Consider the following 15,492-nt stretch of genomic DNA (forward strand, 5'->3'; position numbering starts at 1 on the left):
TTAGTTCTTGGCGGATGAGAGCGCGTCGGCTCCACCCACGATCTCGGAAATCTGCTGCGTGATCTCAGACTGGCGCGCGTTGTTGGCCAAGCGCGTGAAGTCAGTGATGAGCTTGTCTGCGTTGTCGCTCGCCGACTTCATTGCCTTCTGGCGGCTGGCGTGCTCGGAAGCAGCCGACTGCAGCATGGCGTTGAACAAGCGGCTCTCGATGTAGACCGGGAGGAGGCCGTCAAGAACGGTCTCAACATCGGGCTCGAACTCGTAGAGCGGGAGAACAACGCTCTCCGCGGGCTCTTCGATTCCTTCGACAACTTCGAGGGGCAACAAACGCACAACTTCTGGCACCTGAGTGACCATGCTGACGAAGCGGTTGTAGACGATGTGAATCTCGTCGACGCCACCGTCTTCGTAGTCGCGGAGGAAGGTCTCGAGCAGTGCGTCGCCGATTTCCTTCGCCGTCTCGAACTGCGGCTGGTCCGTTCCGCCGGTCCAGATACGCTCTGAAGCACGGTGACGGAAGCTGAAGTACGCCACCGACTTGCGGCCGACGAGGAAGTACACGACATCCTTGCCCTGGCTGCGCAGCAGTTCGCTGAGCTCTTCAGCCTCGCGCAGGACCTGGGAGCTGAATGCTCCGGCCAGACCGCGGTCGGAGGCGAAGATCACGACGGCTGCGCGCTGGATCTTCTCTGGTTCGGTCGTCAGCACGTGCTCAACGTTCGAGTAGGTGGCAACCGCGGACACTGCACGAGTGATCGCACGCGAATACGGGGTGGACGCCGCGACTCGCGCCTGCGCCTTCTGAATGCGCGAGGCGGAGATCAGCTCCATGGCCCGAGTGATCTTCTTGGTCGTCTGGGCAGATTTGATCTTCTGCCGGTAGACCCGAAGTTGCGCTCCCATGTGTCTCTTTCTCTGGTGTTGGTTGTGTCTTACAAGCGATAACCGAGATCGGTTACCTGTTCCGATCGGTTCGGCTCCCGGTGGAAGCCGAACCGATCGAATCAGCTAGCGCTTCTGCTTGACGATCTTTTCCTGGTTGACGTCTTCAGCTGCGATGGCGTCGAACTGCTCCTTGCCCACCGAAGCGAGCGGCTTGCCCTCGCCCGTCTGGAACTCGAGCTTGAACTTGTCGACCTCTGCGGAGAGCGTGGCAACGGTCTCATCGGAGAGAACGTTAGTCTCGCGCAGCGTGGTCAGAACGCTGGTGTTGCGGGCCAAGTGGTCGAGCAGCTCGCGCTCGAAGCGCAGGATGTCTTCAACCGGAACCTCGTCGAGCTTGCCGTTGGTGCCTGCCCAGATCGAAACGACCTGGTCCTCGACCGGGAACGGCGAGTACTGCGGCTGCTTGAGCAGCTCGGTGAGGCGTGCGCCACGGGCCAGCTGACGGCGGCTGGCCGCGTCGAGGTCCGAAGCGAACATGGCGAATGCTTCGAGCGAGCGGTACTGAGCCAGCTCGAGCTTCAGCGTTCCGGAAACCTTCTTGATGGACTTCACCTGAGCGTCGCCACCAACACGGGAGACCGAGATACCCACGTCAACAGCGGGGCGCTGGTTGGCGTTGAACAGGTCGGACTGCAGGAAGATCTGGCCGTCGGTGATCGAGATCACGTTGGTCGGGATGTAGGCGGAAACGTCGTTCGCCTTGGTCTCGATGATCGGCAGACCGGTCATCGAGCCGGCGCCCAGCTCGTCGGAGAGCTTGGCACAACGCTCGAGCAGACGGGAGTGCAGGTAGAACACGTCACCGGGGTATGCCTCGCGTCCCGGCGGACGACGCAGGAGCAGCGAAACGGCGCGGTAGGCCTCTGCCTGCTTCGACAGGTCATCGAAGACGATGAGAACGTGCTTGCCGGCGTACATCCAGTGCTGGCCGATGGCCGAGCCGGTGTACGGAGCGAGGTACTTGAAGCCGGCCGGGTCTGAAGCGGGGGCGGCGACGATGGTGGTGTACTCCATCGCTCCGGCGTCTTCGAGGGCACCCTTCACCGAAGCGATGGTGGAGCCCTTCTGGCCGATGGCGACGTAGATGCAGCGAACCTGCTTGTTGGTGTCGCCGGACTCCCAGTTGGCCTTCTGGTTGATGATCGTGTCGATCGCGATGGCCGTCTTACCGGTCTGGCGGTCACCGATGATCAGCTGACGCTGGCCACGGCCGATCGGGATCATGGCGTCGATGGCCTTGATACCGGTCTGCATGGGCTCGTGAACACTCTTACGCTGCATGACGCCGGGCGCCTGCAGTTCGAGTGCGCGGCGGCCTTCGGTTGCGATCTCGCCGAGACCGTCAATCGGAGCACCCAGCGGGTCAACGACGCGGCCGAGGTAGCCGTCGCCGACGGGAACGGACAGAACTTCACCGGTACGGTGAACTTCCATGCCTTCGACGATGCCGGTGAACTCACCGAGCACAACAACACCGATCTCGTCTTCGTCGAGGTTCTGGGCGAGGCCCAGGGTTCCGTCGGAGAACTTGATCAGTTCGTTGGCCATAACGCCGGGGAGACCCTCGACGTGTGCGATTCCGTCACCCGCGGTGGTGACGTAACCGACCTCGGTGGTCGCGGTCTTGTTTGGCTCATAGGACTTGACGAAGTCCTGGAGAGCGCCGCGGATCTCATCCGGGCTGATCGTGAGTTCTGCCATCATCTTCCCTTTTCTGTACTGGGTGTACAGTTCTGTCTTTTCGAAACGCTGCCGTTTCGAGGTTCGTGAGTTCTGGCTGGTGTGGGTCAGCCAGCAAGCTGGAGTCGCAGGTCGGCAATTCGGGTTGCGATGCTGCCATCAATGACGTCATCCCCGATCTGCACCCGCAGGCCGCCGACGACACTGGTGTCGACGATCTGATTGAGCGTCAAGGCACGGCCATAACGGTCGGCCAAGCTTTTCTTCAACCGGTCAAGCTGGGCGGGTGCGAGTGCATTCGCCGAGATGACAGTTGCAATCGTGGTTCCAGCCTGGTCGGCGACGACGGTGGCGGCGTGCCGAAGCAGCTCACCGATCCGGCGGCCACGCGGCTGCTGCACGAGGTGACGCACGATGACGAGCGTCTGCGGCGAGACCTTGCCGGTCAGAAGGGCCGATACAAGTCCGGCCTTCGCCTCGGGGAGACCGAGCTTGCTGGCCAAGGCCAGTTCCAGCTCGGAATCGGAGGAGACGGTCGCACCGAAAGCGAAGAGCTCGCCTTCGATCGAACCGTCGCCGGCACCGGAGCGGGCAGTTGCCCGCAGCCCGAGTTCTTCGATCCCGGCGAGCAGGTCGCCCTGGTTGGACCAGCGCTCCCCGGAGACAGCTTTGAGCAGCTCCAAGGCGGCGGGCGTCACGGCAGTGCCGAACACGCGCGAGACGAGTGCTTGCTTGGCTGCGACATCCGCAGACGGGTCGGCCAATGCGGAAAGCAGCTGCGACGAGCTGCCAATCACACGGCCGGCGTCAAGGAGGCTTTCGCCCGTCGCCAGATCAATGGTCCCGCCGAGGGCAGCAAGTGCTGCCCGCGACGAAGCCACAGCTTCTCTGGTGGCGCTTCCCATGTTGTTACTTCTTTCCGGCTACTGAAGCCGAGGACTCCGAGGCTTCGAGATCAGCCAGGAACCGGTCAACGATGGCGCTAGCCTTCGCGTCGTCGGTCAGGCTCTCGCCGATAACACCGGAGGCAAGATCGATGGCCAGGGTTCCGACCTCGCTGCGCAGCGACACAACGGCCGCCTGACGCTCAGCTTCGATCTGAGCTTTGGCCGTCGCGGTAACGCGTGCAGCCTCAGTCAGTGCCTGTTCCTTGTGCTCAGCGACAATCTTGGCGCCGTCGGTACGTGCCTGGTCGCGGATCGCTCCGGCTTCGGCACGCGCGTCAGCGAGCTGGGCCGTGTACTGCTCGAGAGCAGCTTCGGCCTTGCGCTGGGCGTCATCAGCCTTGGCGATGTTGCCTTCGATGGCCTCTGCACGGTCATCGAGAAGCTTCTGCATCTTCGGAAGCACGAGCTTCCAGAAGAAGAACAAAATCACGACAAAGCAGACTGCCGACCAGATGATGTCGTAGACCGCCGGGATGAGCGGGTTGGTCTGCTCACCGGTGGCCTGTGCTGCTATTACAGCGTGAAGCATCATGCCTCCTAACTAGAGAGAAAAGAGGATTACTGGCCGGTGGTGAAGATGAAGTACGTTGCGATACCGATGAAGGCCAGCGCCTCGGTGAAGGCGATACCGATGTACATCAGAACCTGCAGGCGACCGGCGAGTTCGGGCTGACGAGCAACACCCTCGATGGTCTTGCCAACGACGATACCAACACCGATTGCCGGGCCGATTGCGGCGAGGCCGTAGCCAACGGTCGCGATGTTTCCTGAGAGTGCCGCGAGAACGGTTGTTGCGTCCACGTGTGTTTCCTTCCGTGATGAGCGAATTTCGGCGAGTGCCGGATTCGTTATTTAGTGTTCCTCAACCAGCGCGAGCTGGATGTAGACAGCGGTGAGCAAGGCGAAAACGTAAGCCTGAAGTACGGCGACCAACACCTCGAAGAGGGTGAAGACGAAGCCGAATGCGAGGGTTCCCACTCCGAAGAATTTGAGACCGCCATCTGCAGTGAAGAAGAAGAACTGGGTTGCTGCGAAGAAGAGCACCAACAGCAGGTGACCGACAACCATGTTCATCATGAGTCGCAGCGTCAGAGTGACGGGGCGGATGATGAAGGTCGAGACGAACTCGATCGGCGTCACGATGATGTACAGCGCCGGCGGAACACCGGGCGGGAAGAGCGAGTTGCGGAAGAACGTGCCCGGGTGCTTCTTGACTCCGGCATAGAGGAATGCGAAGTAGGCAACAGTGGCCAGCACGAGCGGAACGCCGATCACGGCGGTTCCTGCCATGTTCAGGAACGGGATGATGCCCGTCGCGTTCATAAACAGAACCATGAAGAAGATCGTGGTGAGCAGCGGAAGGAACCGCTTGCCGTCTACCTTGCCGAGAACATCCTCGGCAATGTTGACGCGCACCAGGTCGAGGCCCATTTCGCACAGACTCTGCAGACGGGTCGGAATGATCTTCATGCGACGAGTACCGATCCAGAAGATCAGAATCAACACTGCGACCGCGATGAAGCGGATCAGGATGACGCGATTGATCTCGAAGGGGGTGTCAGCGAAGAAAATAGCTTCGGGGAAGAATTCGTTGATGGAAGGACCATGAAAGCCACCGTCGTCGTTGGCGAGCGGGACCAGCAGGTTTACAGCGTTCTCTAGCAGCGCTATCTCCTGTTTCGGGGCGGAGCACAAGGCTCTCGCGACGACGAATGTGGGGCCGGTTTTGACCGCAGTGAAGTAGCAGTCAACCGGGGGGGATCTCTACACACTGTAGCAATAAAACAGTGCTGAGGCCGAATCGAGAGCGAGATTAGTCGTCGTGCGGTGCCGGTGGCAACACGACGTCGCTGGTGTACGGCATCCGGCTCTTCATCAAGACGACGACGTCGACCACGAGAGAGCCCACGACGCCCGCGATGATGCTGAGGAAGAGCACGCCCGGCTCAACCCACGACTGCCCCTTGAGCACGACGACCAGCACCAGGAAAAGCACGAACTTGAGCAGCCAGCCGCCCATCACGATGCCGAAGAACGCACCGATTGCCGACTCGCGTCCGGCGTACTTGTTGGCGATCAGCAGGCTGCCTGCCGTGATGCCCATGAACACGGCGGCCATGAGGGCCCCGACCAGCGCACTGACGACTCCGGTGGGGCCGGCGACGATTCCGCCGATGATGGCGCCGACGATCGCGATGCCGAGCGACAGGATCGAACCATAGATCAGGATCTTGCGGAAGATCGGCACCGAAGTCGGTTCAGGCGTCGGGGAGGGTGTAGCGGAGGTCATGAATTGTCCTTGGTCAGTGTGGAAGCCGCATCCAGGGGGTCGAACCCCGCGCTTGCTTCACTCGAGTCGTTCTGGGTCGGTGCAAGCTGGCTCGCCGCTTCAGCTGCCTTGCGACGGCTGAGCGGAGCCAGCGTCACGATGGTGCAGGCGAGCAGGGCGAGAACCAAGAAGATGCTCGCGTACCAGCTGGGCAGCCCGAGGTAGACGGGCAAAACGAAGTAGAGAAGGCAGCCGATGGATGCGGCAGCGGTCCAGCCGTAGAAGATCAGCACGGCGTGCAAGTGGGAGTGCCCCATATCGAGCAGGCGGTGATGGAGGTGCTTGCGATCGGCGCTGAACGGCGACTTTCCGGCGCGCACCCGGCGGAACACGGCAAGCCCGAAGTCGAGCAGCGGAATGATCAGAATCGCCACCGGCAGCAGAATCGGGATGAAAGCGGGGAACAGCTGCGACCGGTTGAGCGCGGTCGGGTCGATCTGCCCGGTGATCGCGATGGCGGAGGTGGCCATCAACAGGCCGACAAGCAGCGCACCGGCGTCGCCCATGAACAACTTCGCGGGGCGCCAGTTCATCGGAAGGAATCCGGCGCAGGCGCCGACCAGGATCGCCGCGATAAGGGAGGCGAGGTTGAAGTAGTTGGTGGGCGAGGTGTCCCTCACCAGCAGGTAGCTGTAGATAAAGAAGGTGCCGTTGGCGATCAGTGCGACGCCGGCGACGAGTCCGTCGAGTCCGTCGATGAAATTGATCATGTTCATCACGATCACAATCACCATCACGGTGATCACGATGGACATCCAGCCGGAACCGACGGTGAGTCCGCCGATCGGCAGCGAGAGAATCTGCACTTGCCAGGCGACGATACCCGCGGCGATGAACTGGCCGGCCAGCTTCGTCATCCAGTCGAGGTCCCACAGGTCATCGGCGACGCCGAGCAGCACGATCAGCAGGGCAGCGCCGAGAATCGCCAGGATCTGGGTGGGGTTCGAGAAGACCAGGCGCAGTGGCGCGAACTGGGCAGCGATGAGATAGGAGACGCCGAACGCCACCATGATGCCGAGGAACATGGCGATGCCGCCCAGCCGCGGCGTCGGCCGGGTGTGCACGTCGCGCTCACGGATCTTCGGATAGAGCCGGTACTTGTGGCTCACCTTGTAGACGACGATGGACGCACCGAATGTGACGACCGCCGAGACGAGTGCGAGAAGAAAAAATRGGGTCATGGTCAGCCGCGCGCAGAGGAGTCGGCGGCGACGGAGCCGTCGGCCGGGTCGGTCGCATCCGTCGACGCTGCTGCGTCTGCGGTGACCGCGGCGTCTGTGGCGTCTGTCGAGTCTGCTGCATCTGCTGCGTCTGCTGCGTCCGTTGCGTCCGTTGCGTCCGTTGCGTCCGTTGCGTCCGTTGCGTCCGTCGCATCCGCGGCATCCGCTGCATCCGCTGCATCCGTCGGCTCGATGAGCGCGGCGAGTGCATCGCCGATCACGGCCTCGACTTCTTCACGCGAGATGACGCCGTTTCGCACGATGTGAAGTTTGCCGCCGTTGGTGTCGAATCGGCTGGCGTCGATGATGGTCGACGAGGTGTCGCCGGGGCGGTCGCCGATCGCGTCGTACTCGAGCCCGGCCACTCCCCCGTCGAGATAGACGGAGACGCTGTTGCCGAGCATCTCTTCGGCGCCCACCGCGTCAATGGCCGACGGCATTCCGGTGCGGTTGGCGGATGAGACGGCGAGCGGCCCGGTCTCGGACAACAGATCGAGGGCGACCTGGTTGCTCGGAACGCGCAGTGCGACCGTGCCCCTGGTCTCCCCCAGGTCCCAGGCGAGCGATGGCTGTGCCTTGAGGATGAGGGTGAGTCCGCCGGGCCAAAAAGCCGCGGCGAGATCGCGGGCCGGCTGCGGAATTTCGGCGGCAAGGCCGTCGAGCGCCGGAAGGCCGGAGATGAGAACGGGCGGCGGGGACTGGCGGTCGCGACCCTTGACATCCAGCAGCTTCTGCACAGCCTCGGGGCTGAATGCGTCAGCGGCGATGCCGTAGACGGTGTCTGTGGGGATGACGACGAGAGCACCGCGACCGATCGCCGAGCGTGCCAATCTCATGCCAGCCGTGAATTCCGATGCGACCGAGCAGTTGTAGATGCGTGTCATTTGCACCGATTCTAATGCAGATGGCTTGGGGGATACTGGGGACATGGCCGCGGACGTGTACTTCTTGGACTGTGACAAGACGCTCTACGCCTACGATTTTCGTCAGCGACTGCCCGCCTTGGCGCCTGACCGGGGCCAGTGAGTACCAATTGGCGAGGACCTGGTGGCAGGGCGGGTTCGAGGCCGCCGCGAATGCTGGGGCGAGCGCAGCAATCTCGTTGGTCGAGAGCGAGCGAGCGCAGCAATCTCGTTGGTCGAGGGCGAGCGAGCGCAGCGAGCCGGTGTCTCGAGACCCCGTGAGCCGATGTTCAAACGCGACCCAGGTTCAAGGGTCGACTCGCGAGATCTCGAGACGCGGCCGACTCCGTCGGCTGCTCCTCGATCAACGAGAGGGATCACCAGGTCTCGACAAGCTCGACCACCGTTACGGGCGAATCGCCGTCGTCGCCCGGTCGCGCGTCGTGTAGTCGCGGTGCGTCGCCGTGGCACGCCAACCGTCGGCGTCGAGGATGCCACGGATCTCGGCGCCCTGCAGCTCCCCGTGCTCGAGCACGAGAACTCCGCCGGGACGCAGCAGTCGCAGCGCTGTCTGCGAGACGTCACGTACGACATCCAAACCGTCTTCTCCGCCATACAGCGCATGGGCCGGGTCGAACAGACGCACCTCTGGGTCGCGCGGAATCGCGGCAGCCGGAATGTAGGGCGGGTTGGAGATGACGACGGCGGCCGTTCCGTTCAACTCGGGGAACGCGTCGGCGAGGTCACCGAAAACGAGAGTCGCGTTGGTCGCGCCGGAGTCGGCGAAGTTCTTGGTCGTCCAGGGGAAGGCCTCTGGCGAGTTCTCGGCGGCGAAAATGCGTGCGTGCGGAACCTCGGTGGCCATCGCCAGGGCGATCGCGCCGCTTCCGGTGCCGAGGTCGATGCCGATCGGCTCGGCGTCGGGCATCGACATGAGCGCATCGATCGCGAACTGCACGACCTGCTCGGTTTCGGGGCGCGGCACGAAGACGCCCGGGCCGACCGACAGCTCAAGCTGACGGAACGGAGCCTTGCCGGTGATGTGCTGCAGCGGCTCGCGGGTCGCACGGCGCGCGGTGAGTTCGAGGACGGTGGCGGCATCCGCTTCAGAGAGCGCGGTGCCCAGGATGCCGGCGGCCTGGATCTGCCCGCGGCTCTGGCCGAGCACATGGCCGATCAGCAGATCGGCGTCGACCTCGGGATCGACCACGCCGGCCGCGCGAAGGATCGCGCTCACCTCGGCGCGCAGGGCGTCGACGGTGGTGGGCGGCTGGAGCGGAGGCTGGGTCGGCTGAGCAGAAGCGTCGGGTGTCGGGTTCACAGTTAGAAACGTAACGCACTCGCCGGTGGCAGAAGCTGGGCCTAGGCTGAACTCGGCTGTGAACCCCACCGATGACCCTCACTGAAAGGCACCCAACATGCCCGCACAGATTTTTTCCGACATCACTGAAGCCGTCGGGAGAACTCCCCTGGTTCGACTCAACCGGGTCGTCGGCGACTCCGGGGCAACCGTGCTCGCCAAACTTGAGTTCTACAACCCGGCCGGGAGTGTCAAGGACCGCATCGGCGTCGCAATCTTCGACGCTGCCGAGAAGTCTGGCGCATTGCAGCCCGGCGGAACCGTGGTCGAAGGCACCAGTGGAAACACCGGAATCGCCCTCGCACTCGTCGGCGCCGCTCGCGGCTACAAGGTTGTCCTGACCATGCCGGAGACCATGAGCAAGGAGCGCCGCGTGCTGCTGCGTGCCTATGGCGCAGAGATCGTGTTGACGCCCGGCGCTGACGGTATGCGCGGCGCGGTCGAGAAGGCACGCGAGATCGTGGCTGCCACAGAAGGTGCAGTTCTGGCCAGCCAGTTCGCGAACCCGGCGAACCCGGCCATCCACAAGGCGACCACGGGTCCGGAGATCTGGGAAGACACCGCCGGCGCCGTCGACATCTTCGTGGCGGGCGTGGGCACGGGCGGTACCATCACCGGTGCCGGCCAGTACCTGAAATCACAGAACGCCGACATCCGTATCGTCGCCGTCGAGCCGATCGACTCCCCCATCCTTTCGGGCGGCACCCCTGGCCCGCACAAGATCCAGGGCCTCGGCGCGAACTTCGTTCCCGACATCCTCGATCGTGAAATCTACGACTCGGTGACGGATGTCACACTGGCCGACTCGCTCGCCACCGCACGTCGCCTGGCCACTGACGAAGGCATCCTCGCCGGAATCTCCGGCGGCGCCGCCGTGTGGGCTGCCCTCGAGCAGGCGAAACTCCCCGAGAACGACGGCAAGACGATCGTCGTCGTCGTTCCGGACTTCGGCGAGCGTTACATTTCGACGATGCTCTACGAAGACCTGCTCGACTAGAGCTTCATTGTTCTGAACACAAAAGAACGGTGGCCAGGCGGAGACGCCTGGCCACCGTTCTGTGTTCCAATAGGCGCATGGGAGTTTTTTCGCGTATCCGTGAGGACATCGCCACGGCACGCGCTCACGATCCGGCCGCGCGCAGCAAGGCTGAGGTGTTTCTCGCCTACAGCGGGCTGCACGCCGTCTGGTCGTATCGGGTCGCGAATCGTCTCTGGCGAGCCGGCGTGCGCCTTCCGGCGCGCCTGATCTCGCAGTTCACCCGGTTTCTGACCGGCGTCGAGATCCACCCCGGCGCGACGATCGGCCGACGGCTCTTCATCGACCATGGCATGGGCGTCGTGATCGGCGAGACCGCCGAGCTCGGCGACGACGTGATGCTCTATCACGGCGTCACCTTGGGCGGAAAAAGCGCCCACGGGATTCCGCGCGGTGCGAAACGTCACCCGACCCTGCAGAACGGGGTCACGGTCGGCGCCGGCGCCAAGGTGCTCGGTCCGATTGTGATCGGGGCCTGGAGCACGGTCGGCGCGAATGCCGTCGTGACCAAGGATGCGCCGGACCACTCACTTCTCGTCGGCGTGCCCGCGGTGATTCGGCCGGCGAAGCCCGAGACGATCGAGGCGGCGCGCGGGCTCACGCACTCGGAGTAGATGCGGACCCACTCGCTGCCGAGCAGTCTGCTGCGCCGAGTTTGCGCGTTCCGGTCGAGTTTGACCGGCGCACCAGGGAAAGTCGACCGCAAGTGGCAAGCTCGGCGAAGTGAGACGGATGCGACTAGCCGGCCGGCTTTGCAGGTTCGTCGAGGCTCGAGTCGGGGTTCATGGTGTGGCTCAGCCTAGCGGCGGGTGCCGTTGTGACTGGCGCGGGGCATCCGTTGTCGCGCCAGTGCGCCGAGTTTGACCGTTGCGGTCGAGTTTCCCCGGCACACCGGGGAAAGTGGACCGGAATTGTCAAACTCGGCGAGGAGGCGGCATATACGCGAGGACCCCCGCGAACCGAAAGTACTTCGGTTCGCGGGGGTCCTCACTGAATTGCGTGCGGGTTACGCCTCGGTGTCGCCGATCTCAGCCAGACGGGTTTCCTCGTCGGCGATGATGCACGACTCGACGACCGGACCCAGGGCGCCGTTCATGACGGCATCCAGGTTGTACGCCTTGTATCCCGTGCGGTGATCCGCGATGCGGTTCTCCGGGAAGTTGTACGTGCGGATGCGCTCGGAGCGGTCCATGGTGCGGATCTGGCCCTTGCGGACGAGCGATGCCGCGGCGTCGATCTCTTCCTGCTGACGAGCGAGAACGCGGGCACGAAGCACGCGCATGCCGGCTTCACGGTTCTGAAGCTGGCTCTTCTCGTTCTGCATGGCCACCACGATGCCGGTCGGCAAGTGGGTGATGCGCACGGCGGAGTCGGTGGTGTTGACCGACTGACCACCGGGGCCACTCGAGCGGTACACGTCGATCTTGAGGTCGTTCGGGTGGATCTCGACCTCTTCGGGCTCATCGACTTCGGGGAAGACGAGCACTCCGGCGGCGGAGGTGTGAATGCGTCCCTGCGACTCGGTGGCCGGCACACGCTGAACGCGGTGCACACCACCTTCGTACTTGAGGTGCGCCCAGACGCCTTCAGCCGGGTCGGTGGAGTTGCCCTTGATCGCGAGCTGGACATCCTTGATGCCACCGAGGTCGCTCGAGGTCTGCTCGATGATCTCGGTCTTCCACTTCTTCGACTCCGCGTAGTGCAGGTACATGCGCAGGAGGTCGGCGGCGAACAGTGCCGACTCGGCACCGCCCTCCCCCATCTTGATCTCCATGATCACGTCGCGGCTGTCGTTGGGGTCACGTGGGATCAGCAGGCGGCGCAGCTTCTCAGCCGTCGCCTCCAGCTGCTCTTCGAGCCCCGGGATCTCCTCGGCAAACGCCTCGTCTTCGTCGGCGAGCTCACGAGCGGCGTCGAGGTTGTCAACAACCTCGCGCCACTCGTTGTACGCCGCGATGATGCGGCTGAGCTCGGCGTAACGACGGTTGACCTTCTTCGAGCGGGCCGGGTTCGAGTGCAACTCGGGGTCGGCCAACTGCGCCTGCAGCTCGTCGTGTTCGGTCAGCAGGGTGGATACAGACTCAAACATCAGTGGTCCTTGTCTGAACCGTTCGGAGTCGGCATCGACTTCTGAACCTGCATCAGGAATTCGACGTTGGACGAGGTCTCCTTGAGACGGCCGAGGATGACCTCGAGCGCCTGCTGCTGCTCGAGACCGGCGAGGGCCCGACGCAGCTTCCAGGTGATCTTGACCTCATCGGCGCTCATCAGCATTTCTTCGCGGCGGGTGCCGGATGCGTTCACATCGACGGCCGGGAAGATGCGCTTGTCGGCCAGGTGGCGTGACAGACGCAGCTCCATGTTGCCCGTGCCCTTGAACTCTTCGAAGATGACCTCGTCCATCTTCGAGCCGGTCTCCACGAGAGCCGACGCGAGGATGGTGAGCGAGCCACCGTTTTCGATGTTGCGGGCAGCACCGAAGAAACGCTTCGGCGGGTACAGCGCCGCAGCGTCGACGCCACCGGAGAGGATGCGACCTGAAGCCGGGGTGGCCAGGTTGTACGCACGGCCGAGGCGGGTGATCGAGTCGAGCAGCACGACGACGTCGTGGCCCAGCTCGACCAGACGCTTGGCACGCTCGATGGCGAGCTCGGCGACCGTGGTGTGGTCTTCAGCGGGACGGTCGAAGGTCGAGGCGATGACCTCACCCTTGACGGTGCGCTGCATGTCGGTGACTTCTTCGGGACGCTCGTCAACCAGAACGACCATGAGGTGAACCTCGGGGTTGTTGGTGGCGATGGCGTTCGCGATCTGCTGCATCACGATGGTCTTGCCGGCCTTCGGCGGCGCGACGATCAGGCCGCGCTGGCCCTTGCCGATCGGGGCGACGAGGTCGATGATGCGCTGGGTCAGCTTGCCCGGCTCGGTCTCGAGGCGCAGACGCTCCTGCGGGTAGAGCGGGGTGAGCTTCTGGAACTCGACGCGCGTGGCGGCCTCTTCAACGGTCAGACCGTTGATCGAGTCGACCTTGACGATGGCGTTGTACTTCTGGCGTCCGGCCTGGTCGCCTTCGTGCGGCTGACGGATCGAGCCGACGACCGCGTCACCCTTGCGCAGGTTGTACTTCTTGACCTGGCCGAGCGAGACGTAGACGTCGCTGGCACCGGGCAGGTAGCCCGAGGTGCGCACGAACGCGTAGTTGTCGAGAACGTCGAGGATGCCGGCAACGGGGATCAGCACGTCGTCGTCGTTCAACTCGGGTTCGAAGTCATCGCCGACGCCCGGGCCGCGACGCTTGCGGTCGCGGAAACGGTTGCGGTTGTTGCGGCCGCCCAGCTCCTCTTCGAGGAGGTTGCGCTCCTGAGTGCGCTCGCCCGCGTTGCGGTCGTTCTGCTGACGGTCGCCCTGGTTGCGGTCGCCCTGCTGACGGTCGCCGCGCTCGTTCTGGTTGCGAGCCTGGCGCTGGTTCTGCTGACGGTTGCCGTCTTCGGTGCGCTCGGCACCACCCTGGCTGCGCTCGGTGCGCTCGCCCTGGGCTGCGCGCTCGGCACGCGGCTCACCCTGAGGTGCGCGCTCGGCGCCGCCCTGGGTGCGGTCACCCTGGGCGCGGTCGCCCTGGTTGCGCTCGGCACGCTCGCCGCGCTCAGCACGGTTGCGGTTGCGGTTGCGTCCCTGGCGGGGCTGCTCTGACGCGTCGGCTGCTGCCTCGGTGCCGGTCTCGTCGGTGGCCTCGGCTGCAGGAGCGGTCTCGGCGGGCGCTTCGACAGCGGTCTCGGCCGGCTTCTCGGCCTGGGCCTCGTCGCGCTGTGCGCCTCCGCGGCGTGAACCACGGCGACCTTCACGGCCGCCTTCACGACGACCTCCGGTCGCGGATGCAGCGTCGGTGGCCTCGGCAACGTCGGCTGCCTCGGTGGTGGTGGCGGCGGGCGTCTCGGTAGCGGCAGCGGTGGTCGCGGCGACGTCAGCGACGGGAGCGCTGGTCACATCGGGGGCACCGGCCGGCTTGCTGGCACGCTTGCGGGTCTGACGGGCCGGCTTCTCAGCGGCGGCATCCGTGGTGGGAGCCTCGACGACGGCGGTTGCAGCCTCGGGCGCCTCGGTGGCAGCGGTGGAACGGCTGCGTGAGCGACCGGTGGTCGCTACGGGGGTTTCGGTTGAAGCAGGAGTTGCTTCGACGACCATGATGCCGAGGCCGGTGCCGCCGTCAGCGTTGACGTGAGTGGCGGCGGGGGCTGCGGTCGCAGTGGTGGCACGACGCGAGGCACGCTTGCGCGGTGCGGCGTCGGCGGATGCTTCGGCGGCGGCCGGAGCTGCGGTCTCGGTTGCAGCGGGTGCTGCTTCGACCGAGGCGGCGGGGGCTGAGTCGGCGACAGGGGCGCTCACGGGAGCAGCAGCGTCGGCGTTCTTGTTCTGGATCTCGGAAATTGCTTCCACGAGCTCTCCTTTACGAAGTTTGGAGGCGCCAGAAATGCCCAGGTCGGCGGCCAGAGACTGGAGCTCGGCGACGCGGAGGGCGTTCAGGCTTGACGAGTCCGCACCTGAGGCACGGAGGTTGACGTTTGTCACGAAGAGGGTTCCTTTCCCCTGGTGTCTGAATGCTGTGCCAGGAGAGCTGTTGCAGCGACTGAGGCGCTGCGGGTGATCCAACCCGTTTAAGGTGGATTGGAATGAACACACACAGCTACGCACGGAACGCGATAGCAGTGAGTTACAGGGAATGCACCGAAGGCAGAGATTCGCGAGGGGCGACTTCTAACGGGGTGCGTAGCAAGCGTAGCACTGGAGTCTGGGTGATCGTGACACCCCCAACGGGGGTGTGTCGCGGTGTGTCGCGGCGCGGGGTGACGCGGGGCGGGGTGACGCGGGGCGCGAGGCGGGGTCGGCGGCAGCATAGGCGGATCGTGCCAGCGGGCCCGGATGCCGGCGGGTGGCATCCGCTCGCTGCCTCGCCGGCGTGGTGGCGGCATCCGCTCGCCATATTGCGCACCGCGCGGGTTGAAAACCGTGACGCCAGCTGAACTCAACGCGCGCGGCGGTTTTCAACCCGCGCGGCGCTGGGACGGCGGATATGAA

Annotated in this window: 14 protein-coding genes; 2 read left to right on the forward strand and 12 right to left on the reverse strand. The window is 64.3% G+C overall.

Annotated features, from left to right (window positions below):
• The 10 genes from AB4Y63_RS11725 to prmC form a co-directional block, all read right to left on the reverse strand.
• Positions 1-903 (reverse strand): F0F1 ATP synthase subunit gamma, encoded by a 903-nt coding sequence (locus AB4Y63_RS11725; RefSeq protein ID WP_441791224.1) that lies wholly within the window; start codon positions 901-903, stop codon positions 1-3.
• Positions 904-1,008: 105 nt separating this feature from the next.
• Positions 1,009-2,646 carry a F0F1 ATP synthase subunit alpha gene (gene atpA / locus AB4Y63_RS11730; protein WP_441791455.1) on the reverse strand — a complete coding sequence of 546 codons (1,638 nt, stop codon included), beginning with the start codon at positions 2,644-2,646 and terminating at the stop codon, positions 1,009-1,011.
• A gap of 86 nt (positions 2,647-2,732) precedes the next feature.
• Positions 2,733-3,530 (reverse strand): F0F1 ATP synthase subunit delta, encoded by a 798-nt coding sequence (locus tag AB4Y63_RS11735; protein ID WP_441791225.1) that lies wholly within the window; start codon positions 3,528-3,530, stop codon positions 2,733-2,735.
• 4 nt (positions 3,531-3,534) lie between these two features.
• A complete protein-coding gene (locus AB4Y63_RS11740) occupies positions 3,535-4,101 on the reverse strand; it encodes a F0F1 ATP synthase subunit B (RefSeq protein WP_441791226.1) in 567 nt (188 codons plus the stop codon).
• A gap of 29 nt (positions 4,102-4,130) precedes the next feature.
• Positions 4,131-4,373 carry an ATP synthase F0 subunit C gene (gene atpE, locus AB4Y63_RS11745; protein WP_345069561.1) on the reverse strand — a complete coding sequence of 81 codons (243 nt, stop codon included), beginning with the start codon at positions 4,371-4,373 and terminating at the stop codon, positions 4,131-4,133.
• A 51-nt stretch (positions 4,374-4,424) separates the two neighbouring features.
• Positions 4,425-5,267: a F0F1 ATP synthase subunit A gene (gene atpB / locus AB4Y63_RS11750; RefSeq protein ID WP_441791227.1), complete on the reverse strand. Its 843-nt coding sequence runs from the start codon at positions 5,265-5,267 to the stop codon at positions 4,425-4,427.
• Between the two features lie 118 nt (positions 5,268-5,385).
• Complete coding sequence (locus AB4Y63_RS11755) at positions 5,386-5,862, reverse strand: hypothetical protein (RefSeq protein ID WP_441791228.1); 477 nt, start codon at positions 5,860-5,862, stop codon at positions 5,386-5,388.
• Positions 5,859-7,082 (reverse strand): MraY family glycosyltransferase, encoded by a 1,224-nt coding sequence (locus tag AB4Y63_RS11760; protein WP_441791229.1) that lies wholly within the window; start codon positions 7,080-7,082, stop codon positions 5,859-5,861. Before AB4Y63_RS11760 ends, AB4Y63_RS11755 begins: the two co-directional genes overlap by 4 nt.
• 2 nt (positions 7,083-7,084) lie before the next feature.
• Positions 7,085-8,005, reverse strand: a complete 921-nt coding sequence (locus AB4Y63_RS11765) for an L-threonylcarbamoyladenylate synthase (protein ID WP_441791230.1) — start codon at positions 8,003-8,005, stop codon at positions 7,085-7,087.
• 424 nt (positions 8,006-8,429) lie between these two features.
• On the reverse strand, positions 8,430-9,344 hold the full coding sequence (gene prmC / locus AB4Y63_RS11770; protein WP_441791231.1) for a peptide chain release factor N(5)-glutamine methyltransferase: 915 nt from the start codon (positions 9,342-9,344) through the stop codon (positions 8,430-8,432).
• Between the two features lie 97 nt (positions 9,345-9,441).
• On the opposite strand from prmC, the gene cysK reads away from it, so the two are divergent.
• Together cysK and epsC are read left to right on the forward strand one after the other, a co-directional pair.
• A complete protein-coding gene (cysK, locus tag AB4Y63_RS11775; RefSeq protein ID WP_441791232.1) occupies positions 9,442-10,380 on the forward strand; it encodes a cysteine synthase A in 939 nt (312 codons plus the stop codon).
• Between the two features lie 77 nt (positions 10,381-10,457).
• Entirely contained in the window at positions 10,458-11,033 is a 576-nt protein-coding gene (gene epsC / locus AB4Y63_RS11780; protein ID WP_441791233.1) for a serine O-acetyltransferase EpsC, read from the forward strand.
• A 392-nt stretch (positions 11,034-11,425) separates the two neighbouring features.
• Here the strand turns inward: epsC and prfA are convergent, their stop codons facing one another.
• Together prfA and rho are read right to left on the reverse strand one after the other, a co-directional pair.
• Positions 11,426-12,508 (reverse strand): peptide chain release factor 1, encoded by a 1,083-nt coding sequence (prfA, locus tag AB4Y63_RS11785; RefSeq protein WP_441791234.1) that lies wholly within the window; start codon positions 12,506-12,508, stop codon positions 11,426-11,428.
• Complete coding sequence (gene rho, locus AB4Y63_RS11790) at positions 12,508-14,985, reverse strand: transcription termination factor Rho (protein ID WP_441791235.1); 2,478 nt, start codon at positions 14,983-14,985, stop codon at positions 12,508-12,510. The genes prfA and rho overlap by 1 nt, the downstream gene beginning before the upstream one ends.
• Positions 14,986-15,492: the final 507 nt, after the last annotated feature.

The organism is Leifsonia sp. YAF41 (assembly GCF_052113185.1).
In the GTDB taxonomy this organism is placed as follows: Bacteria; Actinomycetota; Actinomycetes; order Actinomycetales; family Microbacteriaceae; genus Cryobacterium.